Consider the following 26,488-nt stretch of genomic DNA (forward strand, 5'->3'; position numbering starts at 1 on the left):
TCTAAAATTCGAATTCTTGCAATTGCTATTACATAGTTTATAATATTAATATTTAGTAAAACGAAATATTAATAAGAAGGTGCTTAAAATTTCTATACAAAAACGAAATTTAATCATTATGTGGTTTGCTAATTTTCTTGTTGCAGCCAGCGCCACAATGATCATGCCGTTTTTGTCCTTGTATATTGAAACATTTGGACATTTTGATCACAGCTATATTCAGCGATGGTCAGGCTTTGTGTTTGGAATTACGTTTTTAACCGCATTTTTCATCTCGCCGATTTGGGGACGATTCGGCGATCGTTATGGTTATAAGCCCATTTTACTTATTACGGGCTTCGGGATCGGCACAAGCATTTTCCTCATGGGTTTTATGCACAGTGTCATTGGCCTGTTCATACTTCGGTTATTCATGGGTGTGGTAACGGGCTTTATCCCGACCTCGCTTGCCTTGATTTCCTCCCAGACACCTAAAGAAATCGCAGGGAAAACTCTCGGCACCCTTGTGATGGGCAATGTTTCCGGCGGACTTCTCGGACCGTTGATCGGTGGGATGATGGCAGATTCATTTGGATTTAAATATACGTTTATCATTACGGCAGCATCGATCGCCACGGCAACTATTGGCGTTCTAATTGGAATTGTGGAGAAACCAAAGTTGACAAAGAGAAATGAAAAGAAATTCACGCGCAAGGATGTTCTCAAACAAATTCTTCGCCATCGGCTTTTGATGATCGTGATGGTACTCTCATTCCTTATCCAAGTCGCCAATTTCAGCATCCAGCCGCTATTGGCCTTATATGTGAACCAATTGAGCGGTTCGACCAATATCGCATTCCTTGCAGGTATTGCCTTTTCTGCCACAGGAGTAGGAAACTTATTGGCGACAAGGCAATGGGGGAAGTTAGGGGACCGCATCGGCTATGAAAAGGTGCTGATGATTCTGCTCATTCTTGCCTCCATGTTTGTCATCCCTCAAGCATTGGCTCAAAAACTGTGGGAGCTTGTCCTTTTCCGCTTCATGTTCGGGACTGCAATCGGGGGAATGATTCCGTGTGTTACAGCCTATATTCGTTCGGAGGCACCGGTTTCCATGCAAGGGGAAGTTCTCGGCTACAATCAAAGCTTCCGTTTTCTTGGCAATGTCGTCGGGCCGGCAATAGGTGGAATCGTCTCAGGATATATCGGCATTTCTTCCGTGTTTTATGTGACCAGTTCTTTGTTTTTATTTGCTTTTGCCTTGTTATGGTGGACCATAAAGCACGGGACACAAACTTCCCTGCGTGAAAATTATTAAATTATGCAGAACACCCGCTCATTATAGCGGGTGTTTTACTTGTATACCCAGTCAAAGATTGACATTATTCATTCGTGTTTGATGATTTCCGCTGCGCACGGGAGTGAGCCGCTTTTCCCGCAGGAGTCGCCGCCCTCCACTATAATTTCTTTGTTCTATTAAACCATAATGAAGAAAAATTCATTAACGAACAGAAGAACTAAGTGTATTGGAGCGGGAGGGTGTATCTTATGGGACAACATTAATTGTTTCAATCCGGATATATTCCCGTGATTTAAATCTTTTGTATCCATGGGCTTTTTGATCACTTGATGATTCTGCATGTGCTTCTTGGGGTATAGAGGTAATGGCCGGTTCATCCATTTCCGGTATGAACATTCTTTTTTGCTTTGAATTGATCCACATCGCCCCGCTAAATAAAATCATAAAAATGATGATTGCCAACATCCATTTTTCTCTCATTTCATTTTCCACCACCTTGCTTTCATTTTTTTCAGGCTGATGAAAAAATATACTTCAGACGGATGATGACTTTCTTTCTTCAACTTTTTATCCAACAACCCAAGGCGATGCAAGAATCAGATTGATAATGAATATTTTTTCACTCCCTTTTCCACGTTTCTACATATTTAATACTTTTTTGACATTCGCTTCTTGTTTGGCCTTTGATGAATGCATGCATGAATAATTTACGTTATAATTCTTTTGAGTGTTGAAACCACGTCCGGCGCATTGTTTTTATAAAAGAGGATAAGCTGAAAATATGTCTACATTTTTTTTACATATTCAATGAAAGAATTACGTTTCGGCTAGCAATAGAATTAACTTAAGGGGGGGTTCCTTTGTCATTGTTGCATTTAGCTATTATTGCGCCCTTTTTAATGGCGATTTTCATACCATTCTTATATAAAGGTTTCCGCAGAATACATACAGGCTGGTTTGTCCTCATTGTCCCTATTCTTTTATTCAGCTACTTCCTTCATTTCATTCCCATCGTTAAAGGAAATGAGACGGTTACCAAGACCATTCGCTGGATACCATCGCTGAATATTGAATTGACCGCGTTTGTGGATGGGCTTGGATTACTGTTCGCTCTGCTGATCACAGGAATCGGTTCACTGGTTGTTTTGTATTCGATTTTCTACCTTTCTAAAAAAAAGGAGCAGCTGCACAACTTCTATGTGTATCTCCTGCTTTTTATGGGAGCGATGCTTGGGGTTGTATTATCCGATAACTTAATCAGCCTATATATGTTTTGGGAGTTCACTTCCATTTCTTCCTTCCTGTTGATCGGCTATTGGTATCAGAGAGATGGTTCAAGATATGGAGCCCAAAAATCCATGCTTATCACCGTTTTTGGCGGACTGGCCATGCTAGGCGGTTTTTTATTGTTATACATAATGGGGGGGACGTTCAGCATTCGGGAATTGATTGGAATGGCCGATGTCCTTATGTCAAAGTCATTATTTGTTCCAGCCATGCTCCTGATATTGCTTGGGGCCTTTACAAAATCGGCACAGTTCCCCTTCCATATATGGCTTCCAGATGCCATGGAAGCTCCGACGCCCGTCAGCGCCTATTTACATTCAGCTACAATGGTTAAAGCAGGACTGTATTTGGTTGCGCGTATGAGCCCGATATTCGCGGAACATGCATTATGGCTCTGGCTCGTCGGAAGTTTTGGCATCTTCACGATGACGTGGGGATCTTTCAACGCAGTCAAACAAACAGATTTAAAAGGGATACTGGCTTTTTCAACCGTCAGCCAGCTTGGGCTCATCATGTCGCTGCTTGGAGTCGGTGCTGCGGCGCTTCACTATAAAAATATGGACGAGAACCTATTTATAGTAGCTACAGTTGCGGCCATTTTTCATTTGATCAATCATGCAACATTTAAAGGGAGCCTGTTTATGGTGGTTGGTATCATCGATCATGAAACCGGGACGCGCGATATTCGAAAACTCGGCGGACTGATGGGTCTGATGCCGATCACATTCACAATTGCCCTGATCGGTTCCTTTTCCATGGCCGGCCTTCCTCCGTTCAACGGCTTCTTGAGTAAAGAAATGTTCTTCACTGGCATGGTCCGCGTGCTGGATATGGACTTTTTCAGTTTAGATACATGGGGAATCTTATTTCCGGTCCTTGCATGGGTAGGAAGCATCTTTACCTTCTTATATAGTATGGTTCTCTTTTTCAAGACCTTCTCTGGAAGGCTCCAGCAAGAAAAATTGGAGAGAAAGCCGCATGAAGCTCCGTTCGGAATGCTTCTGCCGCCTATCATTCTTGCTTCATTGGTTGTCATTTTCGGATTTTTCCCGAACATCTTAACCTATAACATCATTGAGCCTGCGGTTGGAGCCATCCTTCCCAGTCTGCTGAAGCCTGGAGAACATTTTGTTGGACACATATCTTTCTGGCACGGATTTACAGTAGAACTGTTCATGACAATTGGCGTCATAACCGGAGGAACACTGCTTTACATCACCTATCCCAAGTGGAAAAAGGTATATACAATCATTCCGGAAAAGCTGACATTGAACTCTATGTACGACCGCGGCCTCTATTGGGCAGAGACAGGCTCATATCAATTGACGCGCACGTATATGACAGGGTTTATCAGGACGTATTTGGTGTATATTTTCATCTTTTTCATTGGAATCACCGGGGTCACGTTGTACGTAAAGGATGCATTTAAATTAGACACAAGCAATGTAGCACCGATTGGCAGTTACGAAGTGGTGCTTGCTTTGATCGTTTTGGCAGGCTCCGCAACGATCCTGCTCGCCAAATCCAGATTGACGTCGATCATTGCATTGGGAGCGATCGGCTATACCGTTTCGTTATTTTTTGTGCTATTCAGAGCTCCTGACCTTGCACTTACCCAGCTGGTCATCGAGACCGTTTCCGTCGCATTATTCTTGCTTGCATTCTATCATCTGCCTCCATTAAACAGGCACGAGAGAAGCGTTGGATTTAAATTGAGCAATGCCCTTATATCTCTTGGGGTCGGCCTGATCGTCACGCTTGTTGCGATTTCTGCACACAGCAATAAACTATTCGACTCCATCGCAAAGTACTATATTGAAAATACACATGATAAGGCCGGCGGCGAAAATATGGTCAACGTCATTTTGGTAGACTTCCGTGGATTCGACACCATGTTTGAAATCTGTGTGTTGGGCATTGCCGCTTTGGGCATTTATGGAATGGTTAAATTACGTTTAACGCAAGGAGGAAAAGCTGATGAAAAAAAATGACGTCATCCTTCAAACCGTCACAAACGTCGTTGCATTCATGATCATTCTCTTTTCCCTCCAGGTCTTTTTTTCCGGCCACTACCATCCGGGAGGCGGATTCATTGGCGGACTCATGACTTCAGGAGCAATTGTCCTGCTCCTGCTCGCTTATGATATCAAGACCGTGGCATCGATCATTCCGATCGACTACAAAATCCTGATTGGGATCGGACTGTTTTTCGCAGTGGGCACAGGTGCCGGTTCATTATTTTTTAACGTGCCATTCCTGACCCATGCCTTCAACCACTTTGATCTGCCCCTTCTGGGGGAGACATCGCTCCATACAGCAGTATTGTTTGATACTGGAGTGTATTTAGTTGTCATTGGCGTCACGATGACCATTATTCAAACGATTGGAGAGAGTGAATAATGGAAATATTAATGGCTATTGTCATTGGGATATTATTTACAAGTGCAGTTTACTTAATGTTATCAAAAAGTTTACTCCGTATTATTATCGGGACCGGCCTGCTGAGCCACGGCGCCCATTTGCTCATTCTGACCATGGGTGGCCTGAAGCGAGGTTCAGTCCCCATCTTGGGGGAACATGCCAAGTCATACGTAGATCCCATCCCGCAGGCATTGATCCTGACAGCCATCGTCATCAGCTTTGGGGTCACATCATTCTTTTTAGTCCTGGCATATCGAGCCTACCAAGAGCTTGGAACAGATAATATGGATCAGATGAGAGGAACAGAAAGTAATGATTAACTTATTGATTTTACCGATTATCATCCCGCTGTTTACAGCGATATTTCTAATCTTTTTAACTAAATATGTGATGGTGCAGAGATGGGTTTCGACGATTTCGCTCCTTGGAACAATATCGTCGGCTTTCATCCTCCTCCACACCGTCCACCAGGATGGCATCCAAACTTTGAATCTAGGCAGCTGGCCAGCGCCTTTCGGAATCACACTAGTCTCTGATATGCTGTCTGCCCTTCTTGTAACGACGGCAAGCGTCATCGCACTGTGCTGCTTGATTTATTCATTTAAATCAATTGGTGAGGGAAGAGAACGTTACTACTATTACGCAGTATTCCAGTTTCTTTTAGTGGGGATCAACGGTGCGTTCACGACCGGGGACATTTTCAACCTTTTCGTATTTTTCGAAGTCATGCTCATGTCTTCTTATGTTCTTTTGGTCATTGGCGGAACGAAGATCCAACTAAGGGAGTCCATTAAATATATTTTGGTCAATGTCATTTCTTCTGCCCTATTTGTCATTACGGTTGCTTATTTGTACTCCGTTGTCGGGAGCCTGAACATGGCCGATATTTCCGTCAGGATCAGCCAGATACATCAGCCTGGCATCATCACTGTCATCGCCATTCTGTTTTTAATCGTTTTTGGATTGAAAGGAGCGATTTTTCCGCTTTACTTTTGGCTGCCTGGGTCCTATTACGCTCCTCCTGCACCGATTCTTGCGATGTTCGGGGCACTCCTTACCAAGGTGGGGGTATATTCCATCTTAAGGACGTATACATTATTCTTCTATCATGACCCCGGCTATACCCACCAAATTTTAGGGGTGCTGGCGGTATTGACCATCATTGCTGGCATCATCGGTGCCATTGCATTTTGGGATGTTAAAAAAATCATCATCTACAACATTATCATTGCGGTCGGGGTGATTACATTCGGTATTTCGGTCATGACGAAGGAATCGTTGACCGGGTCGGTTTTCTACTTGATACATGACATGATTATGAAGGCTGCATTATTCTTGCTTGTCGGCATTATCACCACTATCGCGGGAACAAGCAATTTAAGAAAAATCAGCGGGTTGATCAAATTCTACCCTGCTTTGGGCTGGATTTTCTTCATTGCTTCCTTATCGCTTGCCGGCATCCCCCCATTAAGCGGGTTCGTAGGAAAGCTGCTGATTGTCAAGGGCGGATTCGAAGAGCACCAATATGTAGGTGCTGCAGTCGTTCTGATGTCCAGCCTTTTCGTATTATATTCCGTCATCAAAATTTTCCTCAACGGTTTTTGGGGAAAACCATTGGATGAACTGAAAGACAGCCGGGCACCAATCAAAATGATGATCGCTCCTGCTGCTTTTCTCTTGGCCATTGCCATCTTCTATGGACTCGGCTCGGAATATGTATACAGTTATATCAGCCAAGCATCAGACGTTTTGACAAATCCGGCAATTTATATCGATGCGGTATTAAAGGAGTAATGTTCTATGGCATTTCAGATACTACTAAACTTTTTCCTTGCCTTCTTATGGATGTTTCTGCAAAATTCATTTAACAGTACCGGCTTTTTTGTCGGATACCTTTTGGGTCTATTGATCATCTGCGGACTGAGGAGATTCTTTCAATCGCGCTTTTATTTATTGCGGGTCGGCGCTGTCGTCAATCTATTATTCATCTTTTTAAAAGAACTAGTCATGGCCAATTGGGCGGTATTCAAGGTGATCTTAAAGCCGAAACTTGATATGCAGCCTGGAATATTCGCGATGCCGACCACTTTGGAATCGAAATGGGAAGTAACCGTACTTGCCAATTTAATCACCCTGACACCTGGGACGTTTGTGGTAGATGTTTCTGCCGATAATAAAATTCTGTACATCCATGCGATGGATGTACCGGATGTTGAAGATGCCATCACGGATATTCGCGAATCATTCGAGAAAGCCATCATGGAGGTGAGCAGGTAATGCTGGACTTAGTATTAAAAATTTCATTGATTGCCGTCACACTTTCCATGCTTGCCCTCCTGTATCGTGTGATTAAAGGGCCATCCACGCCGGACAGAGTAATCGCCCTTGATGCAATCGGCATTAATTTAGTCGCTGTCATCGCGTTGATTTCAATGATATTGAAAACGAGCGCATTTCTTGAAGTAATCCTTCTTGTAGGAATATTGGCGTTCATCGGAACGGTTGCATTTGCCAAATTCCTTGAGAAAGGGGAGATCATCGAACGTGACCGAAATCATTAAAGTATTCGTAGGAATTTTTGTCGGATTGGGAGCTTTTTTATGTATGGTCACAGCATTGGGGATCATTCGTCTGCCCGATGTTTATACCCGGAATCATGCTGCTTCCAAAGGATCGACGCTTGGAATCATGTTTATTTTGATAGGCGCCTTTTTGTTCTTCTATGTCAAAGAGGGCCACTATAATTCCCGCCTCTTGCTTGGGATCGTCTTTATCTTCATTACATCACCCGTCGCTGGACACCTTATCAGCAGGGCCGCTTACCATACCGGCGTTCCTTTATGGAAAAAGAGCGTCCTTGATGAACTGAAGGACAAAGAAAAGCATGAAAAACACGGACTTGATCGATCTAATGGCGAAGGAAAATGAAAAAAGGCTGTTTCATACGTGTATACCGCGCATGAAACAGCCTTTTTTTTACACGTAAAGACTATTTTCTATGGAACCATCCTCTTTATGAATGACAAGCGCCCCTTCCTGCTGCTTGACATGTTGTTTTGCCTTTTCCAGAATGGATGATTTAGTTTCTTCGACCATGATGGCACGGTCTCCATTAGCTTTTTTCAACTGCCAGCCTTTATCGTGGGGAAGCAGATGATATTCTTCCTTATTACCTTGATCATCTTCTTTTACTGAACGTGCACGGTCAATGGCAATGGAAATTGCCCTTCCTTCCTCATAACCCTCGTCAAGCAGAGCATTGGCAATTTCAATGGCTTTTGATTTTGTTGCCTCGGGAAGATTTTTCATGGAATCCGGATAATCCTGCATAGACCAACTCATTAAAGTCCTTCACTCCTTTTAACGTAGTTGTCTATCTTTTTCCCAGAAATTATCCAATTAAACTCACATATCTATCTTTTGTTAGGAACGACAGCCATTGTGCATCGGGACGTACATATCAGCTTTTCCTCTTCATCGACGATCTTAATCTCCCAAACCATTGTACTTTTTCCTTGATGGACGACTTCAGCAATTGCTGTGACAAGACCATCTTTTTTGGCGCGGATATGATTCGCATTTATTTCCAGACCGAAGCAAATTTCCTTTTCCAAATCGATGAGTTCCGCTGCCCCTACGCTCGCAACCGTTTCCGCCAACGCCACTGATGCCCCGCCGTGCAGGTAGCCAAACGGCTGTTTTGTCCTTTCATCCACCGGCATCGTCGCAATCACTTTTCCTTTTCCGACTTCCACAAATTTCATTCCCAAATTATCTATTAAAGTATTCTCGTATCTCATTTCATCTGCCTCCAGTGTATATATTGTGTTCATAAAATAATTCAAGAATGCTCCCTGAGAATCCTCCCCTGTATTGCAAATTTCCTTATTTTGAAACCCAAATCCATATGACTGCGTCTACATAGTAAAGGGGGATGCATCATTGAAAAAATTCTTATCGACGATAGCCTTAATGGTTTTTTGTTTTATTTTTTCCATCCATTCGATACATGCCGCACCCGATCCGAGCGGATTGGAAAAATCAAAATCAAAAGCGGAGATTCATATTATAGGGACGATTCAATCCGACCGGCTCATTGAAGACCATTCTTCCAGGCAGCTTCAGGATAGGGAAATGAATATCCGGATCGACAGAATAAAAAAGTTGCCGACTAATCTATATTGGAAGATTAACGATGTCGTACCAATTCCATACAGCTATATCGCATCTTGGGGAGATTATTCTGGAGGTAGGAGTCTACAGGTCAGGAAAGGGGATCTCATCGAAGTGTGGGGAAACCTTAATAATGGACGGGTGGATTTGGTCGCAGAGGGCTATGGGGCCGAAATCATCCAGCCTGCCGGGGATCGGATCGAACACATTAAAGAACCATTGTCCCATCGTTTACATAGATGGTCAATAAATGATTCGTCCTTAACCGTCATGGCCCTATTAGGATTGTTTATCGTATTTTTGGCAGCATTGGGCCTATCCTCGCAAAAACGGACAGGTAGATCGTCATAGCAGCTGTAAAAGCTTCATATGGTAGAAAGGGAACATGCAATGATCCGATTAGAAAGGGGATAAAAGTTGATGAGGAGAAATTATCGTTATTTTTCTCCAAACTATCCATATCGGAGGCCCCCTCCCCCTTATACACCATATATGTACCAAAGTTTCCACAGGGACTTCCCCCAGGCTGATCCAAAACTGTTCATGAGCTCTGCTGTAAGAATGAAGGGCTTGCTAAAGGACGCACAGCTCTTGATGGATAAAATCAGCCAATCATCATCATATTCCAAAAAACTGATGGATTTCGCCCAGGAATCAAAAATGGTTGAAGTCGAGAAAACAATCAATTCTATTGGGATGAAAAACAAACCGGTCGTTAAGGTGAATCCGGATGGACTGAATCTTTTGTTTGTCAATCAGGATAGCAGCCAGTTGGATTGCTGCAAACTTCAAATTGCCCTCAGATGGAACTAAAAGGCTCTCCAAAAGAAGATTTTGGAGAGCCGAATATTTTTTAATAGTAAGGATAGTATGGGTATGGTCCATAAGGGTAACCATATCCGTAGCCGCCGTAACCGCCGTAGCCCAATCCTGGAGCCAACAGGGCGCTTCCTAATAGGCCGCCTGCAACACCGCCTAAAAACGGCAAGCCGAAGCCGCCACCAAAAAACGGACGTCCCCCGAAGCCTCCATAGAATGGTCTTCTTCCGAATCCGCCATAAACAGGGCGCCTCAAATTATTCATCGGGAAATTCCTCCTCCTCTATTTCTGTCAAAACCTCTCCCTATGTTTTATGCAAAAGTATCACAATTGGGGTGGGCTCAACAGGGTGACAGGCACCATCCAGAAAAAGGGAATTAATGATTCAGTTCGTTGAATTGATTAATCCCATGATAGACGTTCTTCTTTCCAAGGGTCGCCGTAATTATGGTAGCCGTTTTTCTCCCAGAATCCAGGTTGGTCTGTTTTGGAGAATTCGATTCCCCTCAGCCATTTGGCGCTTTTCCAGAAATATAAGTGGGGAATGACGGCACGCAGCGGATAGCCATGTTCCGGCGAGAGCCTTTTTCCGCCAAGGGAATGTGCAAGAAGGCTTGTGTCTTGAAGAAAATCTTTTAGAGGAAGATTGGTGGTCCACCCTTCTTCAGCATGCAGGATGACAAACTTGGCCGCATCCTTTATCCCCGCTTCTTCTGCAATCGATATTGCAGCCACGCCCTCCCAGCTGTTATCGAGCTTGGACCAACCCGTTACGCAATGGATATCATTCTCGTAAAGGAATTGCGGCAATCTCAAAATATCTTTAAACGAGTATGTTTTTTCTTCCTCCACCTCGCCAAACACTTTTAAATCCCAATCTGTGAGGCTATCCCCATAATTGGGGACCGAACCGTAATGAAGCACTGGGAATGACGCAGTGACATTCTGATTGGGCGGGACCCTGCCATCGTCTCTTTTCTTTTTCACTTTGCCAAAATACATCCGCTTCCCTCCTGATCCAATATTTTCATCCATATTAACATGATTCCCTCAATTTCATAAAAAAAAAGCTGCCAAAAGCAGCTTTCAAATTAATGATATTCATATCGATATACTTATAAAATGATGGCAGCGATCCATCCGAACAAAATCAACGGGATATTGTAATGCAGGAATGTTGGTACACATGTATCCCAAATATGGTTATGCTGTCCATCCGCGTTAAGACCCGAAGTCGGGCCGAGCGTACTGTCCGACGCAGGTGATCCTGCATCCCCGAGTGCCCCCGCTGTTCCAACGAGTGCAATGGTCGCCATCGGGCTGAAACCAAGCTGGATGCAGAGCGGGACAAAGATGGTAGCAATGATCGGGATCGTCGAGAATGAAGACCCGATCCCCATTGTGACAATGAGACCGACGACCAGCATGAGCAAGGCGCCAAGTGACTTGTTATTTCCAATCAAGCCAGCCGCTTGATCGACAAGGCTTTGGACATCCCCCGTCGCTTTAAGGACCTCTGCAAATCCGGAAGCTGCAATCATGACAAATCCGATGAAAGCCATCATTTTCATACCTTCTGTCATAAGTGAATCTGCCTCGCTCCATTTGACGGAACCGCTGATATACAAAACAAATAATCCGGCAATCGCTCCAAAGATCATCGATTCAAATTGAAGCTGGACAATAAGTCCGATAATAATGGACAAAATCGAAAAACTGACCCCTTTTTTGGAAAAGCCCCCTGTTTCAATGGCAAGCTCTTCATCTTGACTCGCATAATGCCTCGGTTTTCGATAAGAAATAAAGATGGCAAATACAAGACCGGCCACTAGCCCCAGTGTCGGTAAAAGCATTGCAGTCGGGATTTGATCCATTTCCACTGCTAGTCCGCTGCTCTTCATGTTCGTCGCCAAAATTTCATGGAATATTTGACCGAACCCTACCGGAAGCAGGATATATGGAGCTGTCAAACCGAACGTTAGGACAGACGCGATCAATCTGCGGTCAATTTTCAATTGGTTCATGACTTTTAATAATGGTGGAACCAATAATGGAATGAATGCTATATGAATGGGAATCAAGTTTTGTGAAAAGCAAGCCATTAATAAAATAAAAAAGACTATGAGTGCTTTGGATAAGATTTTTTTATTAGATTCCTCATTTGAACCAACCATTTTCAATACTAGCTCAACTAAAAGATTCGGGAGTCCCGTCTGCGAAATCGCAACGGCAAATCCCCCTAATAAGGCATAGCTCAAGGCAACCTCCGCTCCGCCTCCGACACCACTTGTAAAGGCATCGATTGTTTTATCTATGCTCATACCGCCAGTCAAGCCTCCAATTAAAGCCCCAGTAATCAATGAAAATACCACATTCACTCTGAATAGGCTCAAAACCAGCATGACAAGCACTGCGATGACAACTGCATTCATGATGTAACTCCTTTCCATGACCATAATTTACTTTAGTTTGGTAAATCGGTAGAGAATTAAAAACAACAGTAAATAAATTATCATACCTACTCTTTCCGTGTCAAGCATGTGTATTGGGGAACATGATTAAGCTGGAAATGGCAGAGTTATCAATCAATCATAGTTTTAATCTTTTCTTTACCTGTCCTCTGTGCGGCCACGAACGACGCACTCCTGTTCCCCTGTTCCCCTTCCGCACCTCGTTTCGTGCTCGAACGACATATCCTCCTTCCTGCCCAGATACGCGTCAACCCACCTCAAACCAAAAAAACGGGTTTCCATAAAGGAAACCCGTAGAATACCCTATTATTATTTTGTCGCTTCAAATCGTTCTACCAAGAGCGCCAGTGTCCTTGCCATTACGCCAGTACCACCTTCAGGTCCGAGGTCGTAAGCGGATGTCGTTGTTGCGGTGCCGGCAATGTCCAGATGCACCCACGGAGTTCCTTCAGCGAATTCACCAATGAATGCTCCACCCATGATGGCATGGCCTTCCCTGCCAGGTGAATTATTCAAATCTGCGATTTTGCTTCCGCGGACACGTTTTTTGTCATTTTCAGTATAAGGCAGCCTCCAAATGAATTCTCCAGCCTCATTGGACGCTTCCAGTACCTGCTCAAAGAATGATTCATCATTCGTCAGAGCACCCGTTTTATCCAAACCTAAAGCCACAATGACTCCCCCGGTCAAGGTTGCGACATCAACAAGATAATCTGCTCCATGATGCTTAGCATATGTCATGGCATCTGCGAGAGCCAAACGTCCCTCAGCATCCGTATTCAGTACTTCGATCGTCTTTCCGCTCATGGACGTAATCACGTCATCAGGCTTGAATGCAGATCCGCTGATCATGTTATCGGTGGATGGGATGACAGCGACGACATTCTGCTCCGGCTTCAGTTCACCAATGATCTCCATGGCGCCTAATACGGCAGCAGCACCCCCCATATCCGATTTCATTCCAACGATCCCGTCTTTTGGCTTGATGGAATATCCACCAGTATCAAAGGTGATCCCTTTACCGACGAGGCCAATGACATCCTTCCATTCTTCTTTGCCCTGATATTTCAAAACAATCATTTTAGGCGGTTCGGCCGATCCCTGGTTGACGGCCAACAATGCGCCCATCCCCAACTTCTCCATTTCCTCTTTATCCAGGATATCAGTTTCAAACCCATATTTTCCTGCCAGTTCCATCGCGTAATTCGCCATATCTGTCGCCGTTAATAGGTTGCCTGGTGTGTTGACAAGTGTCCGGGCTGAATTTGTCCCTTTTCCGTGCGCTTGTCCAACCGTCAAGGCAGCATCGATTTCGTTGGCATCACTTTCCGTAAATACATCAATTGCTTCAATTTCCGTTTCGGGCATATTTGGTTTCTTTTTATAGCCTTCAAACTGATATGTAGACAATACAACGGCCTCTGCCAAAGCATGCGCGGCATCAGCGGCCTCAATTCCACTACCTGTGAAAGAATCCAATGCAACGGCTATATGTGAATGATTGTCTGTTTTCAGACGTTTAAACGCGCTTCCGAAAAGCTCTTTCAAAGATTCAAATGTCAAATCTTTTTCCTTTCCAAGGCCCGCCAATACTATTCTCTTGGCTTTATGCTTCCCAAAGGTATGTATTTTCGCAAATGATTTCATTTTAGCTGATACATCGCCGGATTTGACGAGTCCGGTCAATTCCCCACCGAATGCTTCATCCAATACTGACAAGTCACCTTCAAATTTTTCTGGTTTGTCTTTTAATCCCACTAATAATACTTCTACTTCCTGGTCAAACGGATGTACTTGCATTGTTTTAAACATCCTGCCTTCACCTCCTTCTATATTATAAAAGAAATAAAGAAATATTTCGAACCTCTAAATGTTTTCATTTTTCGGACATATGACTCATTATGATATAATATACTCATTCGTCGATTTTCGGCGTTAATGCAATTAATTCAAATTCAACTGGGTATAGAATAGTATGACTTGAAATAACCTTAATTTATCTACCCGTATAAAATATGTTAAAAACATCGAAAGGAAGTCATGAAACTACATGGAATTACTTTCAAATTTCCCATTATGGGCATCACTTTTGGCGATTTTCTTCGCCCAGTTTGTTAAGGTCCCCATACAATTTATTGCGTCGAGGCGGGTCGATTGGTCATTATTGACCTCCACCGGCGGCATGCCCAGCTCTCATTCGGCTGCTGTAACCGCGCTGGCAACAGGCGTAGCGCTTGAATCCGGTCTTGATTCACCAGTATTCGCTGTAGCCACCGTTTTTGCAATCATTGTCATGTTCGATGCGACTGGTGTCAGAAGGCAGGCTGGCGAGCAGGCGATTGTTCTGAATCGCCTGGCAGCAGATTTTCAGAAGCTGGTGGATGAGGCGAAGCTTTGGCAAAAGAAGCCGGCTGACCAGCGTCAGCAAGAGCTTAAGGAGCTTCTGGGGCATAAGCCGATAGAAGTATTTTTCGGTGGCCTGACAGGCATCATCTTGACTTTGCTCGTACACTATTTTTTCATAAGGTGAGATTTCATGCGTTTAATATCGATATGTCCAAGCAATACAGAAATTATAGCTTACTTGGGATTAACCTCATCCTTGGTCGGTATAGATGATTTTTCTGACTGGCCCCTTTCAATTCAGCACCTTCCAAAGCTTGGCCCCGATCTATCGATTCGAATGGATGACCTTGAGAAGCTTCAACCCGACCTTGTTCTTGCCTCTCTCAGCGTTCCAGGAATGGAAAAGAATATCGAGGAATTGAAAAAGAGGGGAATTCCCCATATTGTGCTGAACCCTCAGTCCCTGGAAGATATCCTCAATGACATCCGTCTTGTCGGACAGCTGTGCAATGTGGAAAACAAGGCACTAGAGGTCGTGGACGATTTTAAAAGGACGATCGAAGAATGCAAGAATGCATGCCGCTCAGTCCATTACAAACCGACATTGTATTGGGAATGGTGGCCGAAACCGGTCTTTACGCCAGGCAGGATCAATTGGCTGACAGAAGTAAGTAAATTGGCAGGAGGTTTGAACCTCTTCAGTGATGTTGAACTTGCCAGTATCCAAACAGATTGGGATGATGTATTCCAACGGAATCCAGATCATATTTGTCTCGCATGGGTTGGCGTTGCTCAGAACAAAGTCAATACTGCTTTGGTTAGACGGCGCCCGAATTGGGATCGATTAGAAGCCGTGAAAAAAAAACATATTCATGTACTTGAAGAAGCCTTGTATTGCCGCCCCTCACCACGACTGTTGGAAGGGATCGTCAATCTTGGTAAAATCCTGCACCCTGACATCTACATGGACATAAAACTTCCACCAAGCCTGCAATCATGAAAAAGGCCGCTCCACGACGGAACGGCCTTTTTCATATATCAAAGTTATTCATTCTTTGCGTCTATATATTGCTGGCGAAATACTTGCATGGACTTGGCTTCATTCAGATCTATTAATTCCTTTTCGGTGATCTTTCCATCACCGACTTGGACAATGTAGACATCCAAGTCCTTTTTACCCCAATTTTTATAAACATCATCAACCGTTTTATAGTAGAGGTCCAGCTTGTTTCCTTTTATTGCAGATCCAGTGTCGGCGACAACTCCATATCCATACCCAGGAATGAAAAGAATCGTTCCGATTGGAAAAACATCCAAATCAGCTGCGACTGTTGAATATAAATCCCTTTTCACTTTTATCCCGGAGTAGGTAATGCCATAGCTTGGATTATCGGGATTTTTCCCTGTTGATTCGTAGCCTGCTGTATATCCTGTTGCCGTCACCTTTTTCTTCGGGAATTTGGACCAATCTAGATCCTCTAATTTTGCCGCTTTCCCCTTTACTTCTGTGCTGGAAGATATCAAAGTGCTCCCTGCAGCAAAACGGTTCAGCATTTTATAAGCAAGTCCCATTTTTTTATAGCTATTACTTAGATAAGTACTGAAAACATTATTGGAAACATGCGAATAATCGTCTGCCACCCATTCTTTAAGTGTTTCTGCCTTCACCCCGGAAACGGATTGAAATGTAGAAAAAAGCGCTGCTATAAATAAAACTGACATGATTATGCGCGTCGTCCATCTCTTTAATCTAATCATATAATTTTTCACTCCTCCCAAAACTATTCCTTTCCCATTCTGAAAAGAATTATTCATAAAAGGAGGAAAAACTATATTTTACTAGTAAAATGAAAACTTCCTAAAACCATAATATACCAATTGTATCCGTTGCCAGACCAATAAAAAAACACCGAAAACCGGTGTGTTTTTGACTTTATATGTAAGTGAGTTTAAAACATGCGATAACCTTTTTGCCGTAAAATCCTCATTGTAATCCCTGCAAAAATGGCACCTGCCAGGCCGCTTGACAATATGAGGATGTCTGCCGGAGCAAGTGAAGTGATCTTCGTACCCAGCTGTGAGAAAGAATCTCCGCTATTACGAAAATATTGGATGAATGGTACATCATCAATAATTAATATGGCAACAATCGGATATGCGATTGCCATGATCCAAGTCATTCTAAGCAACATATTCAACAAGAAACCGATTCCATAAAATAAGACAAAAAATAAGAGCATTGAAATGAGCAAAATTGCTATATTCATGACAACAACGTACACCTCCTAAACACTAAGGTTAAGTGTACTCAATGTTCCATATTCAGTCAACATCCAACCAATGACGAATTTTCGAAAATTGTGTTTTTTATGGCTCTTTTCGAAAAGCATGTTGCTCAGGGGGAATATGGTTGATTTCCGCAGGGCTGCCGGAGCCTCGTACCTTCCGCTCCGTTAGATGAATTATCCTTAAAAAATACTGTGACAAAATCACCCTTTGAGAAAACAGCCATTTTCTAAATAAAAATAGCCATGATCCTTCCTCATTAAGCGGGAAAGATCACAGCCATTAAGTGCATTTATATTAGTACGAATTTTTCTTGCCTGTTCCTGAACAGCAAGGACAGGTTTCGGATCCGCCGAGAATCAGTTGAAAATAGCCTTTACCTGAACAATATTCACACTTTTTGTTTTTTGCTTCAACCATCTTCGCTCTCATCGAAGCTCATCTCCCTTAAGTTTTGTCTTAATTTTCTGATAATATAACATCGATCCGATTTTTTTAAAAGAGCTATTTTCGGGGAGATTCGCTCATGTAAACGGATACATAACTTGTTCTTTTATTTTAACTGCTTTTTTCTCAAAATTTCAGAATTTTATAAAAATAGTTTATATGCCGTATATCCAAACTGATTTCCTGGATTGATCCCCTCAATCATTTCAATCGAGCTTCCTCTATCATCCTGTATAAGCTTATGGATGATGACAGAAGCATCCGGATTGGCAAGCAGCTCCTGGGGCTGCATCCATCGCACTTCAAATAACTCTTTTTCTTGGACAGAAACCTCATCACTGCCTTCACTCGGAGCTAATGAAAATAGCAGCATATTATCACTGATTTCATGATTGATGACCCCTGTCCGGAGGCCGATCAAGCCCTTTACCCTGGCTCTCACTCCCGTCTCCTCAAAAACCTCACGGAGCACTGCTTCATCAGCAGTTTCATTTTCATCTACAAATCCGGCCGGCAGCGACCATTTCCCTTTCAAACCCCCATATCTTTTCTTAACCACGAGCCATCGTCCCTTCTCATCAATGACCAGCCCCGAAACCGCCAGCCAAACCTTTCCCCTTTTCGAATTCGTCAAATCCAAGCCCTCCCCTGTGGTGCCTGTCACTAAAGTGCATGGCCAATAAATAGCAAAGGCAGAACACATCTGTGTTCTGCCTTTATTTTGAGTTTATTTTTTTCGGTTTAGAAAAATTTGAATTTACCTTTTTTCAGAACGGTTGATACGCCGCCAATCATGAATAGAGCTCGGTTGTCGATGACTTTTTTCATGAATGAAGCTTTTGTACCCATTAGCTTTTTGCCGTAGACAACACCGATTGCATCGTCTTCACCAAGTGAGCATACAGTTCCTTTAATGTCTGGAGTGAATGTTTCCAGCTCTTCCTTGCCATGTACCAACGCGGATAAGTTGCGTGCGACGACTTCACCTTGCTGCATGGCAATTTGTGCAGTCGGCGGATAAGGACGGTTGATCTCTTCATTGATGATCAAAGAAGAATCACCGATGACGAAAATGTTGTCATGTCCTGGAGCACGAAGGTCAGGCTGAACTTTGACGCGGGCACGCATGTTTTCGATGCCGGCTTTTTCGATTACGTGGCTTCCTCTTACACCTGCAGCCCATACAACTGTTCCAGCTTTGATTTCCTCTGGCTCATCTTCGCCTTTGGCAACCATGATACCTTCAGGAGTTGCTTCTTTAATAGCCGTTCCGATGCGGAATTCCACACCTTTTTTCTCAAGCTTAGCCACTGCATATTTAACAAGCTCTTCATCAAATCCTGGAAGAACCATTGGTGCTGCTTCCACACAAATGATGCGGACTTTTTGGAAATCGACATCATAATCACGGCAAAGCTCAGGAACACGGTTCGTTAATTCTCCCAAGAATTCGATTCCTGTGAAGCCTGCTCCTCCAACGACGATCGTCAATCTTTCGTCCTTTTTCTCTTCTTCCGTGTTGTAAGTAGCAAATTGATATTCGATGTGCTCACGGATTTGACGGGCATTGTTCACGTTTGTAATTGTGAAGGCATGATCCTTTAATCCCTTGATGCCGAATGTTTCAGATTCGCCACCAAGCGCGAATACTAAATAATCGTATTCCACTTCACCTGTATTAAGGACGACTTTTTTATCTTCCGTATTGATATCTTCAACAGTCGCTTCAATGAATTCCACTTTATTGCGGTCGATGACATTGCTGACGTCATAGCGAACACGATCGTGATGCAAAGTTCCAGCTGAAGCTTCATGAAGCCAAGTTGTTTCATAATGGTAATCATTTTTGTTCACCAATACGATTTCCGCTTCATTGACACCTACAAGTTTTTGAAGGCGGGTAACCACCATTAATCCACCGTACCCTGCGCCTAGAACAACAATTTTAGACTTTCTCAAAAGAATCACTTCCACCTTTTTGTATTTTGATTTGTGCTTGAGATACTATTAGCATCCGCTGCAATATTCAATTTTATTTGTGCCAATTTCCATTCGCAAAGTATGTGATATACTTCACGAATAACATCAAAAAAATGTACGAAAAATGTCATAAAATATTTATAAAATGCCTCCATTACATATTATTCTTTTTACTTTTCTTTTTCAAGATATATATAGGAATAAATAAAACTTAAGAATATTATGAAAATGAAACCGGATACAATCCGACTTTAATACTGATTTTTCTAAAAATTAAACAAATTCATTGTGAAGGCAAAAACTTAATATGATATTATTAAAGAAGAAATTTTGGCTCGATTAGCATTGGAGGGAGCACATTGAAAGAAGATCAAAAAGTCTATGATATCACCATTATTGGCGGAGGTCCTACCGGTTTGTTCACTGCATTTTATGGAGGGATGAGACAGGCGACGGTAAAGATCATCGAAAGCCTGCCCACGCTCGGCGGACAGCTTTCAGCGTTGTATCCCGAAAAGTACATATATGATGTTGCCGGTTTTCCGAAAGTGCGTGCCCAGGAGCTGGTAAATAATCTAAAAGCGCAGCTCAAGAAATTCGAACCGACATCTTGCCTCGAACAAGCGGTTGAAAAGCTTGAAAAGCAAGCTGATGGAATCTTCAAGCTGACAACCGACAAAGAAATCCATTATTCAAAAACAGTCATTATCACAGCGGGAAATGGAGCATTCCAGCCACGCAGGCTTGAGCTTGAAAATGCATCCGCTTATGATGGGAAAAACCTTCACTACTTTGTGGATGACTTGAATTCATTTGCCGGCCAAAAAGTGGTCATATGCGGCGGCGGGGATTCCGCTGTCGATTGGGCATTGATGCTCGAATCCATTGCGGAAAAAGTGACAATCGTCCATAGACGTGATAAATTCCGGGCACATGAACACAGTGTTGAAAATTTAAGGAATTCCAAAGTTGAAATCAAAACCCCTTTTGTCCCGACAGAATTGATCGGGGATGAAAACGGGGTGAAACAGCTCGTTCTCGAAGAAGTCCGCGGAGATGAAAAATCCGTCCTTGATTTAGACTCACTTATTGTCAATTTTGGATTCATTTCCTCCTTGGGTCCGATCAAGGATTGGGGATTGGATATCGAGAAAAACTCCATCGTCGTCAACTCGAAAATGGAAACAAACATCCCCGGCATCTACGCAGCCGGCGACATTTGTACGTACGAAGGAAAAGTAAAGCTCATCGCCTGTGGTTTCGGTGAAGCCCCTACAGCCGTAAACAACGCGAAATCCTACATGGATCCGAAAGCAAGGCTGCAGCCGATGCACAGCACCTCTATGTTTGATTAAATATGACACATAAAGAAGAAGACGCTTCCTCAATTGAGGAAGCGTCTTTTCATCTGATGGTTAAAGGCTGAAAAACAGGAATTCATCCATTCTTTCATTTAGTTTAATTATTTCCCTCAAGGGTAGACAAAATAAAAGAGACAAATTGAAAAAAAGGGTGATTATGAACAATGAATGTACTTGTCATCGGTGCAAACGGGACTACAGGAAGGCATGTCGTCAAACTGCTTGCTGAAAGCAACCAGCATCTTGTTAAGGCAATGATCCGCAAGACAGAGCAGACGGAGGATATGGAGAAATTGGGTGCGAAACCTATCATTGCCGATTTGGAACAGGATTTCAGTTATGCAGTTGAAGATGTCAACGCCATCATTTTTGCAGCGGGATCTGGTTCAAAAACAGGTCCAGACAAAACGACGGCAATTGATGAAGAAGGTGCGAAGAAAGCCGTCGATATCGCCTGCAGAAAAGGGATCCAACGTTTCATCATGCTCAGCTCAATGGGCGCCGATAATCCTGATGCAGGCCCTGAAGGCTTGCAGCATTATTTGAAAGCTAAGCAAAGTGCAGACAAACATTTACAGGAGAGCAGCTTGAACTACACCATCGTCCGTCCTGGAAGTTTGACAAATGACAGCGACACAGGAAAAATACAAGCAAAAGAAAAAATTGAAAACAGAAACACCGATATCTCCAGGGAAAATGTTGCAAAAGTACTTGTCGAATCTCTTGTTACGCCAAACGTATACCATAAAACATTTGAAATCTTGAATGGTGATGTAGACATTCATACAGCGTTGGAAGAACTATAGACCAACATATTTTCCTTATTTAAAAGGAGGTTGAAGCAACCAGTCTTCAACCTCCTTCATTTTGCTATTATCAATAGTCATGACTTAAACAGTATCCAGGATTAGGGAACACTGGATCCATGAATGTCGGAGAAGCGCCCAGCCACCCTGGAGACCACCGTTCAGCCTCAAACATCTGACCGAATGGGCTGCCTTGGCCACCTGGCATCATCCCCCCAGGCTGCCCGCCGCCACCGGGCATTTGGCCAAACGATCCAAATGGACTTCCCTGCCCGCCTTGCGGTGCTCCTCCGCCCGGCTGGCCTCCTCCGCCTAAGATCTGACCGAATGGGCTGCCTTGACCACCTGGCATCATCCCTCCAGGCTGCCCGCCGCCTCCTGGCATTTGGCCAAACGATCCAAATGGACTTCCCTGGCCTCCTTGCGGTGCTCCTCCGCCTTGCTGGCCTCCTCCGCCAAACATCTGGCCGAATGGACTGCCCTGCTGCCCTCCCTGCTGAGAGCCGCCGCCTCCCGCCTGGCCACTTTGTCCTCCTCCTTGACCGCCGCCGAATTGTTTAAGGCTCTGCTGGAGCTGCTTCATGTAATCCTGCTGCTGGCTTCCGGAACCTCCCTTTTGCTGTTGCTGGCCACCTTGAGATTGCCCGCCGCCTTGACCTTGAGATGGCTGCGAAGATTTTTGCTTCGAAGGTGATGGCGGTTTATCCAATGCTTTGACTTTTTGAATATCTTTGACATTGGCTTGATTGAGTGTAAGCTCAGGAAAGCTTAAAAACATGACCGTTCCGCTATTTTTGTCCATTTTCACGATGAAAACATCTTTCTCAGCGTTATTTGTAAAGGTGATTTTTGTCCATTTATATCTTTGCTGTTTTATATCATCCGTCGAGTTCAACCGATGGAACGCTGTATATGGATATGGATGCCCATACATATCCTCATTCCCCTTTCCGTAATATGACATTCACCCATATCATATGCTGAAGTGACATTCATTGGTGAAAGCTTTTTCTATAAAACCATCCATACACACATCAAAAAAAGCTAAGGTCAATTGCGACCTTAGCTTTTCTAACAAAAAATTCAGCAGTTTTCCGGCGTTCCGGCGTTCTTCTTCGTACGGAAGCTTGAACCGCATCCGCAGGAAGCGATGGCATTCGGATTATCGATCGTAAATCCGCCCCCCATCAACGATTGTTTATAGTCTACGGTCGTACCGTTCAAGATCGGGGCATCCTCTTTGCTGACGAGCACCTTGATACCATAATAATCGAGCTCAAAATCATCGGGATTTTTTTCATGTGCAAATCCCATTCCGTATGAAAGACCACTGCATCCTCCCCCATTTACGGAGACGCGGATGAACGCATTTTCTTCTTCATTCTCTTTCATCATGTCCTTTATATGAAAAGCTGCTGCTTCAGTAATGATGACAACTTTATCCAATAGAATGCACCTCCCATTCTTTGCTTTATCCCTAGTATATACCCTATGCAAGTAAGTCTCAACAATCCTGTACTTCTAAAAAAAGTGTTACCATCTTTTGTTTCCACTAGTTCTTTTTACCTTCAAATCATGTATAATTACAAATAATATAAGCCTTTGGGCCTTGGGATAAAAGGAGGGGTATTGTGTTGGAAATTACACCTTTTTATAAAAAAACTATAACCTGTCCATTATGTAAAAATGGTTATCAAACAACCAAGATCCGTTCCCGTTTCGTTAAGGTTGAAAATCTTGATAGCGACTTTTGTCCAAACTATCAAGCCCCCGCCTCCATCAATCCTATACTATATAATGTCCATGTCTGTCCTTCATGCGGGTATTCTTCTACAGAAGATTTCAATACTTTTTTTGTCCCTGTCATCAAAGAGGCGTTGATCGAAAAAGTCTCAAACGCCTGGAAACCAAGGGATTACGGCGGTCAGCGCGATATTCCGACTGCCATAACGACATATAAACTCGCCGTTATTTGCGGTTTGCACAGACGGGAAAAGAAAGTTACCATCGCTGGTTTGTATTTAAGGATTGCATGGCTGTACAGACTCCTTGAACAGAAGGACTGCGAAAATAGGTTTATGGGGCTTGCAGCAAAAGAGTATACTCAATCATATTCCGAGGATGATTATAAGGGGACTCAAATGTCAGAGGAGCGAATCCTCTACATGATCGCTGAGCTCTATCGAAGATTGGATCAAAACGAGGAAGCCGTAAGATATTTCTCAAGGGTCATTGAAAAACAGCAGCATTCGATGGATAAAAAGGTCATCGAGCTGGCAAAGGAACAATGGCATGAAATGAAAGAAAAATATAGACACTCCAAATCCGGTTGAACAAAAAGCGGCCATTCTCAAAAAGAGATAGCCGCTTTATTTTATCAGGCTGGCAAAGTTTCTTGCAGGAAAAATAAACTTTGCTGCTTGCTTCGATCAGAACATCGGGTTCTCCTCAAGAAATTGATAAATCTCATCCACCAATGCCTTTGGGGTTTCTGCACTTACGACTTCTCCATTGACCAAAGCATAGAAAGAAGCTGCACATTTGCCGCAATAGCCTAAACAACCATATTCAATAATATCCAAGTTTGGATCACGTTCCAATATTTCAAGCGCTTCCTGCGCTCCACTTGCAAGATTGCTAATACAAAATTCTATTATAGGCTTCATTCCATTTCACCTCACTACTACTTGATAATCCTACAACTTTTCATTTCTAACGTCAATTATTGACGTTCCCATCATTTGTATGTCAGATAATCGAGAATTTTGCCTAATTCTGTTGTGAATTCCGATGGATTTCGATATACTTTTTATGAAATTACTATAGGGGAATAAAATTTTCCTACGAATTAATCATCACATTGAAAATGCTTTCTTCATCAAATTATTTCATGTGGATAAGCTGTCGTTTTAAAAAAACATCTATGTATGCGAAATCAACCATAGCAAAAGAGGGGAAATTCAATGAAAAAATTAGTCCTGCTGGGCGGCGGTTATGGGAACATGCGAGTTTTACTAAGATTGTTGCCGAATCAGCTTCCAGAAGATGTTTCAATCACCTTGATCGATAAAGTTCCTTATCACTGTTTAAAAACCGAATATTACGCATTGGCCGCAGGTACAATTTCAGATCATCATGTAAGGGTGGCATTTCCAGAGCACCCTAGATTATCAATCAAATATGGTGAGGTCACAAGTGTGAATACGGAGGAAAAGAAAGTCTTTTTAAAAGACGATGATGCCATCTCGTACGATGACCTCATTATCGGATTAGGCTGTGAGGACAAATATCATAACGTGCCAGGAGCTGATGAGTTTACTTACAGCATTCAATCCATCGAAAAGTCCCGGGCTACATACCAAATGCTGAACAATCTCCCTGCCCAATCGGTTGTGGGTATTGTGGGAGCCGGCTTGAGCGGTGTGGAATTAGCAAGCGAATTGCGTGAAAGCCGCCCTGATCTAAACATCAAATTATTTGATAGAGGGAAAGTCATACTATCTGCATTCCCGGAACGACTCAGCAATTATGTACAAGGGTGGTTTGAAAAACACGGCGTAGAAATCGTCAACAATGCAAACATTACAAAGGTTGAACCGAATATCGTCTACAATCATGATGAACCGATTGAGTGCGACGCGATCGTGTGGACAGCGGGAATACAGCCTGTTGAACTTGTAAGGGAAATGGATGTCGAAAAAGATCCATCCGGCAGGGTCGTTCTTTCCAAATACCATAACATTCCAACTGATGAGCATGTGTATGTTGTCGGCGATTGTGCAAGCCTGCCGCATGCGCCAAGTGCACAGCTGGCAGAAGGACAGGCCGAACAAATCGTCCAAGTCTTGACAAAACGCTGGAATAACGAATCACTTCCGGAAGAATTGCCTCGCATTAAAGTTAAAGGTGTGCTTGGGTCCCTTGGCAAAAAACAAGGGTTCGGGCTTTTGAATGAAAGAGCTGTTACCGGAAGGGTCGCCCGACTTTTGAAATCAGGCATATTATGGATGTATAAATACCACAACGGTTGATATAAAAAAAGTGATTTTTCATTGATGAAAAATCACTTTTTTATTTCTTTGCAGGTTTCAGCCTGCTGTATAGCCGTACTTCTCAAACTCTTCATAAACGGCTTTCAGTTTAGGATTTCCTTCACCGACAATGACTCCTTCAACAAGAACAACAGGGAAAAACATGTCCTCATCGACCACTCTCAAGGCAAAATCCTTTAAGCCATCTTCTTCGGGAGGATTATTAATATCTATGTATCTAATCTTGAATGTTTGATTGGGATATCTCCTGGAAATAGCAGCTTGAAGCCATTCATAGGTATCTTTCGATGATGGCAGGTTCACACAGCTCGCACAGATGACCTCTGCCCCATAAATCTGGATTTCAATTTCTTTTCTCATTCCCCATCCCCTCCTATATTCATATTGTACATAAAATGAAAAAAATCTTAAACTGTGAAAAGCTGACAATAGAAATCGTAAGTTCACCGATAGATTTTTTTCTTCTATGTCATTATAATAGGAGTATGGAAAGGAGTCGATATGAAATGACTGAACAAACGATGACAGATCAAGTCCAGGAAGTACTAGATAAATTACGCCCATTCTTGCTTCGCGATGGCGGCGACTGTGAACTTGTCGATGTAGAGGAAGGCGTTGTTAAACTTCGCCTGTTGGGTGCTTGCGGAAGCTGCCCAAGTTCTACTATTACACTCAAAGCAGGCATCGAGCGCGCACTTCTTGAAGAAGTTCCTGGAGTTGTGGAAGTCGAACAAGTATTTTAATAAAAAAATTTTAAGC

General features: G+C 43.1%; 33 protein-coding genes. 17 read left to right on the forward strand and 16 right to left on the reverse strand.

Annotated elements, in window-relative coordinates:
- Window positions 1–88: 88 nt before the first annotated feature.
- Entirely contained in the window at window positions 89–1,297 is a 1,209-nt protein-coding gene (locus D9X91_RS05175; RefSeq protein ID WP_121679895.1) for an MFS transporter, read from the forward strand.
- A gap of 228 nt (window positions 1,298–1,525) precedes the next feature.
- Here the strand turns inward: D9X91_RS05175 and D9X91_RS05180 are convergent, their stop codons facing one another.
- On the reverse strand, window positions 1,526–1,759 hold the full coding sequence (locus D9X91_RS05180; protein WP_121679521.1) for a hypothetical protein: 234 nt from the start codon (window positions 1,757–1,759) through the stop codon (window positions 1,526–1,528).
- Window positions 1,760–2,139: 380 nt separating this feature from the next.
- Here D9X91_RS05180 and D9X91_RS05185 point away from each other — a divergent pair, with 380 nt between their 5' ends.
- Genes D9X91_RS05185 through mnhG form a run of 7 tightly spaced genes read left to right on the forward strand, consistent with a single transcriptional unit; the run spans window position 2,140 to window position 7,915 of the window.
- Window positions 2,140–4,557, forward strand: coding sequence for a Na+/H+ antiporter subunit A (locus D9X91_RS05185; protein WP_121679522.1), 2,418 nt, complete (start codon window positions 2,140–2,142; stop codon window positions 4,555–4,557).
- Complete coding sequence (locus D9X91_RS05190) at window positions 4,544–4,966, forward strand: Na(+)/H(+) antiporter subunit B (protein ID WP_121679523.1); 423 nt, start codon at window positions 4,544–4,546, stop codon at window positions 4,964–4,966. Before D9X91_RS05185 ends, D9X91_RS05190 begins: the two co-directional genes overlap by 14 nt.
- Window positions 4,966–5,307 carry a Na(+)/H(+) antiporter subunit C gene (locus D9X91_RS05195; protein WP_121679524.1) on the forward strand — a complete coding sequence of 114 codons (342 nt, stop codon included), beginning with the start codon at window positions 4,966–4,968 and terminating at the stop codon, window positions 5,305–5,307. Before D9X91_RS05190 ends, D9X91_RS05195 begins: the two co-directional genes overlap by 1 nt.
- Window positions 5,300–6,781, forward strand: coding sequence for a Na+/H+ antiporter subunit D (locus D9X91_RS05200; RefSeq protein WP_121679525.1), 1,482 nt, complete (start codon window positions 5,300–5,302; stop codon window positions 6,779–6,781). The genes D9X91_RS05195 and D9X91_RS05200 overlap by 8 nt, the downstream gene beginning before the upstream one ends.
- Window positions 6,782–6,787: 6 nt before the next feature.
- Complete coding sequence (locus tag D9X91_RS05205; RefSeq protein WP_121679526.1) at window positions 6,788–7,264, forward strand: Na+/H+ antiporter subunit E; 477 nt, start codon at window positions 6,788–6,790, stop codon at window positions 7,262–7,264.
- Complete coding sequence (locus D9X91_RS05210; protein ID WP_121679527.1) at window positions 7,264–7,548, forward strand: Na(+)/H(+) antiporter subunit F1; 285 nt, start codon at window positions 7,264–7,266, stop codon at window positions 7,546–7,548. Before D9X91_RS05205 ends, D9X91_RS05210 begins: the two co-directional genes overlap by 1 nt.
- Window positions 7,532–7,915 (forward strand): monovalent cation/H(+) antiporter subunit G, encoded by a 384-nt coding sequence (gene mnhG / locus D9X91_RS05215; RefSeq protein WP_121679528.1) that lies wholly within the window; start codon window positions 7,532–7,534, stop codon window positions 7,913–7,915. Before D9X91_RS05210 ends, mnhG begins: the two co-directional genes overlap by 17 nt.
- A 48-nt stretch (window positions 7,916–7,963) precedes the next feature.
- Here the strand turns inward: mnhG and D9X91_RS05220 are convergent, their stop codons facing one another.
- Window positions 7,964–8,329 carry a DUF2188 domain-containing protein gene (locus D9X91_RS05220; RefSeq protein ID WP_121679529.1) on the reverse strand — a complete coding sequence of 122 codons (366 nt, stop codon included), beginning with the start codon at window positions 8,327–8,329 and terminating at the stop codon, window positions 7,964–7,966.
- Window positions 8,330–8,400: 71 nt separating this feature from the next.
- The gene (locus D9X91_RS05225; protein ID WP_121679530.1) at window positions 8,401–8,787 is read right to left on the reverse strand and encodes a hotdog fold thioesterase; all 387 of its coding nucleotides are present in this window, start codon (window positions 8,785–8,787) and stop codon (window positions 8,401–8,403) included.
- 142 nt (window positions 8,788–8,929) lie between these two features.
- Here D9X91_RS05225 and D9X91_RS05230 point away from each other — a divergent pair, with 142 nt between their 5' ends.
- Window positions 8,930–9,511: a hypothetical protein gene (locus D9X91_RS05230; RefSeq protein WP_121679531.1), complete on the forward strand. Its 582-nt coding sequence runs from the start codon at window positions 8,930–8,932 to the stop codon at window positions 9,509–9,511.
- A 69-nt stretch (window positions 9,512–9,580) separates the two neighbouring features.
- On the forward strand, window positions 9,581–9,973 hold the full coding sequence (locus tag D9X91_RS05235; RefSeq protein WP_121679532.1) for a hypothetical protein: 393 nt from the start codon (window positions 9,581–9,583) through the stop codon (window positions 9,971–9,973).
- A gap of 40 nt (window positions 9,974–10,013) precedes the next feature.
- On the opposite strand, the gene D9X91_RS05240 is transcribed toward D9X91_RS05235, so the two are convergent.
- From D9X91_RS05240 to D9X91_RS05255, 4 genes are all read right to left on the reverse strand, one after another.
- Complete coding sequence (locus D9X91_RS05240; RefSeq protein WP_121679533.1) at window positions 10,014–10,244, reverse strand: hypothetical protein; 231 nt, start codon at window positions 10,242–10,244, stop codon at window positions 10,014–10,016.
- 138 nt (window positions 10,245–10,382) lie between these two features.
- Window positions 10,383–10,982, reverse strand: a complete 600-nt coding sequence (locus D9X91_RS05245; RefSeq protein WP_121679534.1) for a sulfite oxidase-like oxidoreductase — start codon at window positions 10,980–10,982, stop codon at window positions 10,383–10,385.
- 113 nt (window positions 10,983–11,095) lie between these two features.
- Window positions 11,096–12,412 carry a Na+/H+ antiporter family protein gene (locus tag D9X91_RS05250; RefSeq protein ID WP_121679535.1) on the reverse strand — a complete coding sequence of 439 codons (1,317 nt, stop codon included), beginning with the start codon at window positions 12,410–12,412 and terminating at the stop codon, window positions 11,096–11,098.
- Between the two features lie 348 nt (window positions 12,413–12,760).
- Window positions 12,761–14,263, reverse strand: a complete 1,503-nt coding sequence (locus tag D9X91_RS05255; protein ID WP_121679536.1) for a leucyl aminopeptidase — start codon at window positions 14,261–14,263, stop codon at window positions 12,761–12,763.
- Between the two features lie 238 nt (window positions 14,264–14,501).
- Between D9X91_RS05255 and D9X91_RS05260 the strand changes: the two genes are divergently transcribed.
- Both D9X91_RS05260 and D9X91_RS05265 read left to right on the forward strand, forming a co-directional pair.
- On the forward strand, window positions 14,502–14,981 hold the full coding sequence (locus D9X91_RS05260; protein WP_121679537.1) for a divergent PAP2 family protein: 480 nt from the start codon (window positions 14,502–14,504) through the stop codon (window positions 14,979–14,981).
- Between the two features lie 6 nt (window positions 14,982–14,987).
- Window positions 14,988–15,797 carry a cobalamin-binding protein gene (locus D9X91_RS05265; RefSeq protein ID WP_121679538.1) on the forward strand — a complete coding sequence of 270 codons (810 nt, stop codon included), beginning with the start codon at window positions 14,988–14,990 and terminating at the stop codon, window positions 15,795–15,797.
- A gap of 44 nt (window positions 15,798–15,841) precedes the next feature.
- Here D9X91_RS05265 and D9X91_RS05270 read toward each other — a convergent pair whose 3' ends face one another.
- The 5 genes from D9X91_RS05270 to D9X91_RS05285 all read right to left on the reverse strand — a co-directional run bounded on the left by D9X91_RS05270 (window position 15,842) and on the right by D9X91_RS05285 (window position 19,489).
- The gene (locus D9X91_RS05270) at window positions 15,842–16,555 is read right to left on the reverse strand and encodes a 3D domain-containing protein (RefSeq protein ID WP_121679539.1); all 714 of its coding nucleotides are present in this window, start codon (window positions 16,553–16,555) and stop codon (window positions 15,842–15,844) included.
- A 191-nt stretch (window positions 16,556–16,746) separates the two neighbouring features.
- Complete coding sequence (locus D9X91_RS05275) at window positions 16,747–17,064, reverse strand: YuiB family protein (protein WP_121679540.1); 318 nt, start codon at window positions 17,062–17,064, stop codon at window positions 16,747–16,749.
- A gap of 316 nt (window positions 17,065–17,380) precedes the next feature.
- Window positions 17,381–17,503, reverse strand: a complete 123-nt coding sequence (locus tag D9X91_RS22450; RefSeq protein ID WP_199738084.1) for a YuiA family protein — start codon at window positions 17,501–17,503, stop codon at window positions 17,381–17,383.
- Between the two features lie 169 nt (window positions 17,504–17,672).
- Window positions 17,673–18,164 carry an NUDIX domain-containing protein gene (locus D9X91_RS05280; RefSeq protein ID WP_233569701.1) on the reverse strand — a complete coding sequence of 164 codons (492 nt, stop codon included), beginning with the start codon at window positions 18,162–18,164 and terminating at the stop codon, window positions 17,673–17,675.
- A 107-nt stretch (window positions 18,165–18,271) separates the two neighbouring features.
- Window positions 18,272–19,489, reverse strand: coding sequence for an NAD(P)/FAD-dependent oxidoreductase (locus D9X91_RS05285; protein WP_121679542.1), 1,218 nt, complete (start codon window positions 19,487–19,489; stop codon window positions 18,272–18,274).
- A gap of 380 nt (window positions 19,490–19,869) precedes the next feature.
- Between D9X91_RS05285 and D9X91_RS05290 the strand changes: the two genes are divergently transcribed.
- Window positions 19,870–20,865, forward strand: a complete 996-nt coding sequence (locus tag D9X91_RS05290) for an NAD(P)/FAD-dependent oxidoreductase (protein ID WP_121679543.1) — start codon at window positions 19,870–19,872, stop codon at window positions 20,863–20,865.
- Between the two features lie 170 nt (window positions 20,866–21,035).
- A complete protein-coding gene (locus tag D9X91_RS05295) occupies window positions 21,036–21,677 on the forward strand; it encodes an SDR family oxidoreductase (RefSeq protein ID WP_121679544.1) in 642 nt (213 codons plus the stop codon).
- 70 nt (window positions 21,678–21,747) lie between these two features.
- Here D9X91_RS05295 and D9X91_RS05300 read toward each other — a convergent pair whose 3' ends face one another.
- Entirely contained in the window at window positions 21,748–22,611 is an 864-nt protein-coding gene (locus D9X91_RS05300) for a hypothetical protein (RefSeq protein WP_121679545.1), read from the reverse strand.
- Between the two features lie 149 nt (window positions 22,612–22,760).
- Window positions 22,761–23,123, reverse strand: a complete 363-nt coding sequence (locus tag D9X91_RS05305; protein WP_121679546.1) for a HesB/IscA family protein — start codon at window positions 23,121–23,123, stop codon at window positions 22,761–22,763.
- Between the two features lie 185 nt (window positions 23,124–23,308).
- Here D9X91_RS05305 and D9X91_RS05310 point away from each other — a divergent pair, with 185 nt between their 5' ends.
- Window positions 23,309–24,010, forward strand: coding sequence for a DUF2225 domain-containing protein (locus D9X91_RS05310; protein WP_121679547.1), 702 nt, complete (start codon window positions 23,309–23,311; stop codon window positions 24,008–24,010).
- Between the two features lie 96 nt (window positions 24,011–24,106).
- Here the strand turns inward: D9X91_RS05310 and D9X91_RS05315 are convergent, their stop codons facing one another.
- Window positions 24,107–24,343 (reverse strand): YuzB family protein, encoded by a 237-nt coding sequence (locus tag D9X91_RS05315; protein WP_121679548.1) that lies wholly within the window; start codon window positions 24,341–24,343, stop codon window positions 24,107–24,109.
- A gap of 297 nt (window positions 24,344–24,640) precedes the next feature.
- Between D9X91_RS05315 and D9X91_RS05320 the strand changes: the two genes are divergently transcribed.
- Entirely contained in the window at window positions 24,641–25,708 is a 1,068-nt protein-coding gene (locus tag D9X91_RS05320) for an NAD(P)/FAD-dependent oxidoreductase (RefSeq protein WP_121679549.1), read from the forward strand.
- A gap of 57 nt (window positions 25,709–25,765) precedes the next feature.
- On the opposite strand, the gene D9X91_RS05325 is transcribed toward D9X91_RS05320, so the two are convergent.
- Entirely contained in the window at window positions 25,766–26,089 is a 324-nt protein-coding gene (locus D9X91_RS05325; RefSeq protein WP_121679550.1) for a YuzD family protein, read from the reverse strand.
- 125 nt (window positions 26,090–26,214) lie between these two features.
- On the opposite strand from D9X91_RS05325, the gene D9X91_RS05330 reads away from it, so the two are divergent.
- Window positions 26,215–26,472, forward strand: a complete 258-nt coding sequence (locus D9X91_RS05330) for a NifU family protein (protein ID WP_233569706.1) — start codon at window positions 26,215–26,217, stop codon at window positions 26,470–26,472.
- Window positions 26,473–26,488 lie beyond the last annotated feature (16 nt).

Source organism: Falsibacillus albus (assembly GCF_003668575.1).
GTDB classification, from domain to species: Bacteria; Bacillota; Bacilli; order Bacillales; family DSM-25281; genus Falsibacillus; species Falsibacillus albus.

What these genes read in the sequence shown, in the direction of transcription:
- D9X91_RS05180 (WP_121679521.1), bottom strand. Translation starts at nt 1,759, where the DNA reads ATGAGAGAAAAATGGATGTTGGCAATCATCATTTTTATGATTTTATTT.
- D9X91_RS05190 (WP_121679523.1), top strand. Translation starts at nt 4,544, where the DNA reads ATGAAAAAAAATGACGTCATCCTTCAAACCGTCACAAACGTCGTTGCA.
- D9X91_RS05195 (WP_121679524.1), top strand. Translation starts at nt 4,966, where the DNA reads ATGGAAATATTAATGGCTATTGTCATTGGGATATTATTTACAAGTGCA.
- D9X91_RS05200 (WP_121679525.1), top strand. Translation starts at nt 5,300, where the DNA reads ATGATTAACTTATTGATTTTACCGATTATCATCCCGCTGTTTACAGCG.
- D9X91_RS05205 (WP_121679526.1), top strand. Translation starts at nt 6,788, where the DNA reads ATGGCATTTCAGATACTACTAAACTTTTTCCTTGCCTTCTTATGGATG.
- D9X91_RS05210 (WP_121679527.1), top strand. Translation starts at nt 7,264, where the DNA reads ATGCTGGACTTAGTATTAAAAATTTCATTGATTGCCGTCACACTTTCC.
- D9X91_RS05220 (WP_121679529.1), bottom strand. Translation starts at nt 8,329, where the DNA reads ATGAGTTGGTCTATGCAGGATTATCCGGATTCCATGAAAAATCTTCCC.
- D9X91_RS05225 (WP_121679530.1), bottom strand. Translation starts at nt 8,787, where the DNA reads ATGAGATACGAGAATACTTTAATAGATAATTTGGGAATGAAATTTGTG.
- D9X91_RS05235 (WP_121679532.1), top strand. Translation starts at nt 9,581, where the DNA reads ATGAGGAGAAATTATCGTTATTTTTCTCCAAACTATCCATATCGGAGG.
- D9X91_RS05240 (WP_121679533.1), bottom strand. Translation starts at nt 10,244, where the DNA reads ATGAATAATTTGAGGCGCCCTGTTTATGGCGGATTCGGAAGAAGACCA.
- D9X91_RS05245 (WP_121679534.1), bottom strand. Translation starts at nt 10,982, where the DNA reads ATGTATTTTGGCAAAGTGAAAAAGAAAAGAGACGATGGCAGGGTCCCG.
- D9X91_RS05250 (WP_121679535.1), bottom strand. Translation starts at nt 12,412, where the DNA reads ATGAATGCAGTTGTCATCGCAGTGCTTGTCATGCTGGTTTTGAGCCTA.
- D9X91_RS05255 (WP_121679536.1), bottom strand. Translation starts at nt 14,263, where the DNA reads ATGTTTAAAACAATGCAAGTACATCCGTTTGACCAGGAAGTAGAAGTA.
- D9X91_RS05260 (WP_121679537.1), top strand. Translation starts at nt 14,502, where the DNA reads ATGGAATTACTTTCAAATTTCCCATTATGGGCATCACTTTTGGCGATT.
- D9X91_RS05265 (WP_121679538.1), top strand. Translation starts at nt 14,988, where the DNA reads ATGCGTTTAATATCGATATGTCCAAGCAATACAGAAATTATAGCTTAC.
- D9X91_RS05270 (WP_121679539.1), bottom strand. Translation starts at nt 16,555, where the DNA reads ATGATTAGATTAAAGAGATGGACGACGCGCATAATCATGTCAGTTTTA.
- D9X91_RS05275 (WP_121679540.1), bottom strand. Translation starts at nt 17,064, where the DNA reads ATGAATATAGCAATTTTGCTCATTTCAATGCTCTTATTTTTTGTCTTA.
- D9X91_RS22450 (WP_199738084.1), bottom strand. Translation starts at nt 17,503, where the DNA reads ATGGTTGAAGCAAAAAACAAAAAGTGTGAATATTGTTCAGGTAAAGGC.
- D9X91_RS05295 (WP_121679544.1), top strand. Translation starts at nt 21,036, where the DNA reads ATGAATGTACTTGTCATCGGTGCAAACGGGACTACAGGAAGGCATGTC.
- D9X91_RS05300 (WP_121679545.1), bottom strand. Translation starts at nt 22,611, where the DNA reads ATGTATGGGCATCCATATCCATATACAGCGTTCCATCGGTTGAACTCG.
- D9X91_RS05315 (WP_121679548.1), bottom strand. Translation starts at nt 24,343, where the DNA reads ATGAAGCCTATAATAGAATTTTGTATTAGCAATCTTGCAAGTGGAGCG.
- D9X91_RS05320 (WP_121679549.1), top strand. Translation starts at nt 24,641, where the DNA reads ATGAAAAAATTAGTCCTGCTGGGCGGCGGTTATGGGAACATGCGAGTT.
- D9X91_RS05325 (WP_121679550.1), bottom strand. Translation starts at nt 26,089, where the DNA reads ATGAGAAAAGAAATTGAAATCCAGATTTATGGGGCAGAGGTCATCTGT.
- D9X91_RS05330 (WP_233569706.1), top strand. Translation starts at nt 26,215, where the DNA reads ATGGAAAGGAGTCGATATGAAATGACTGAACAAACGATGACAGATCAA.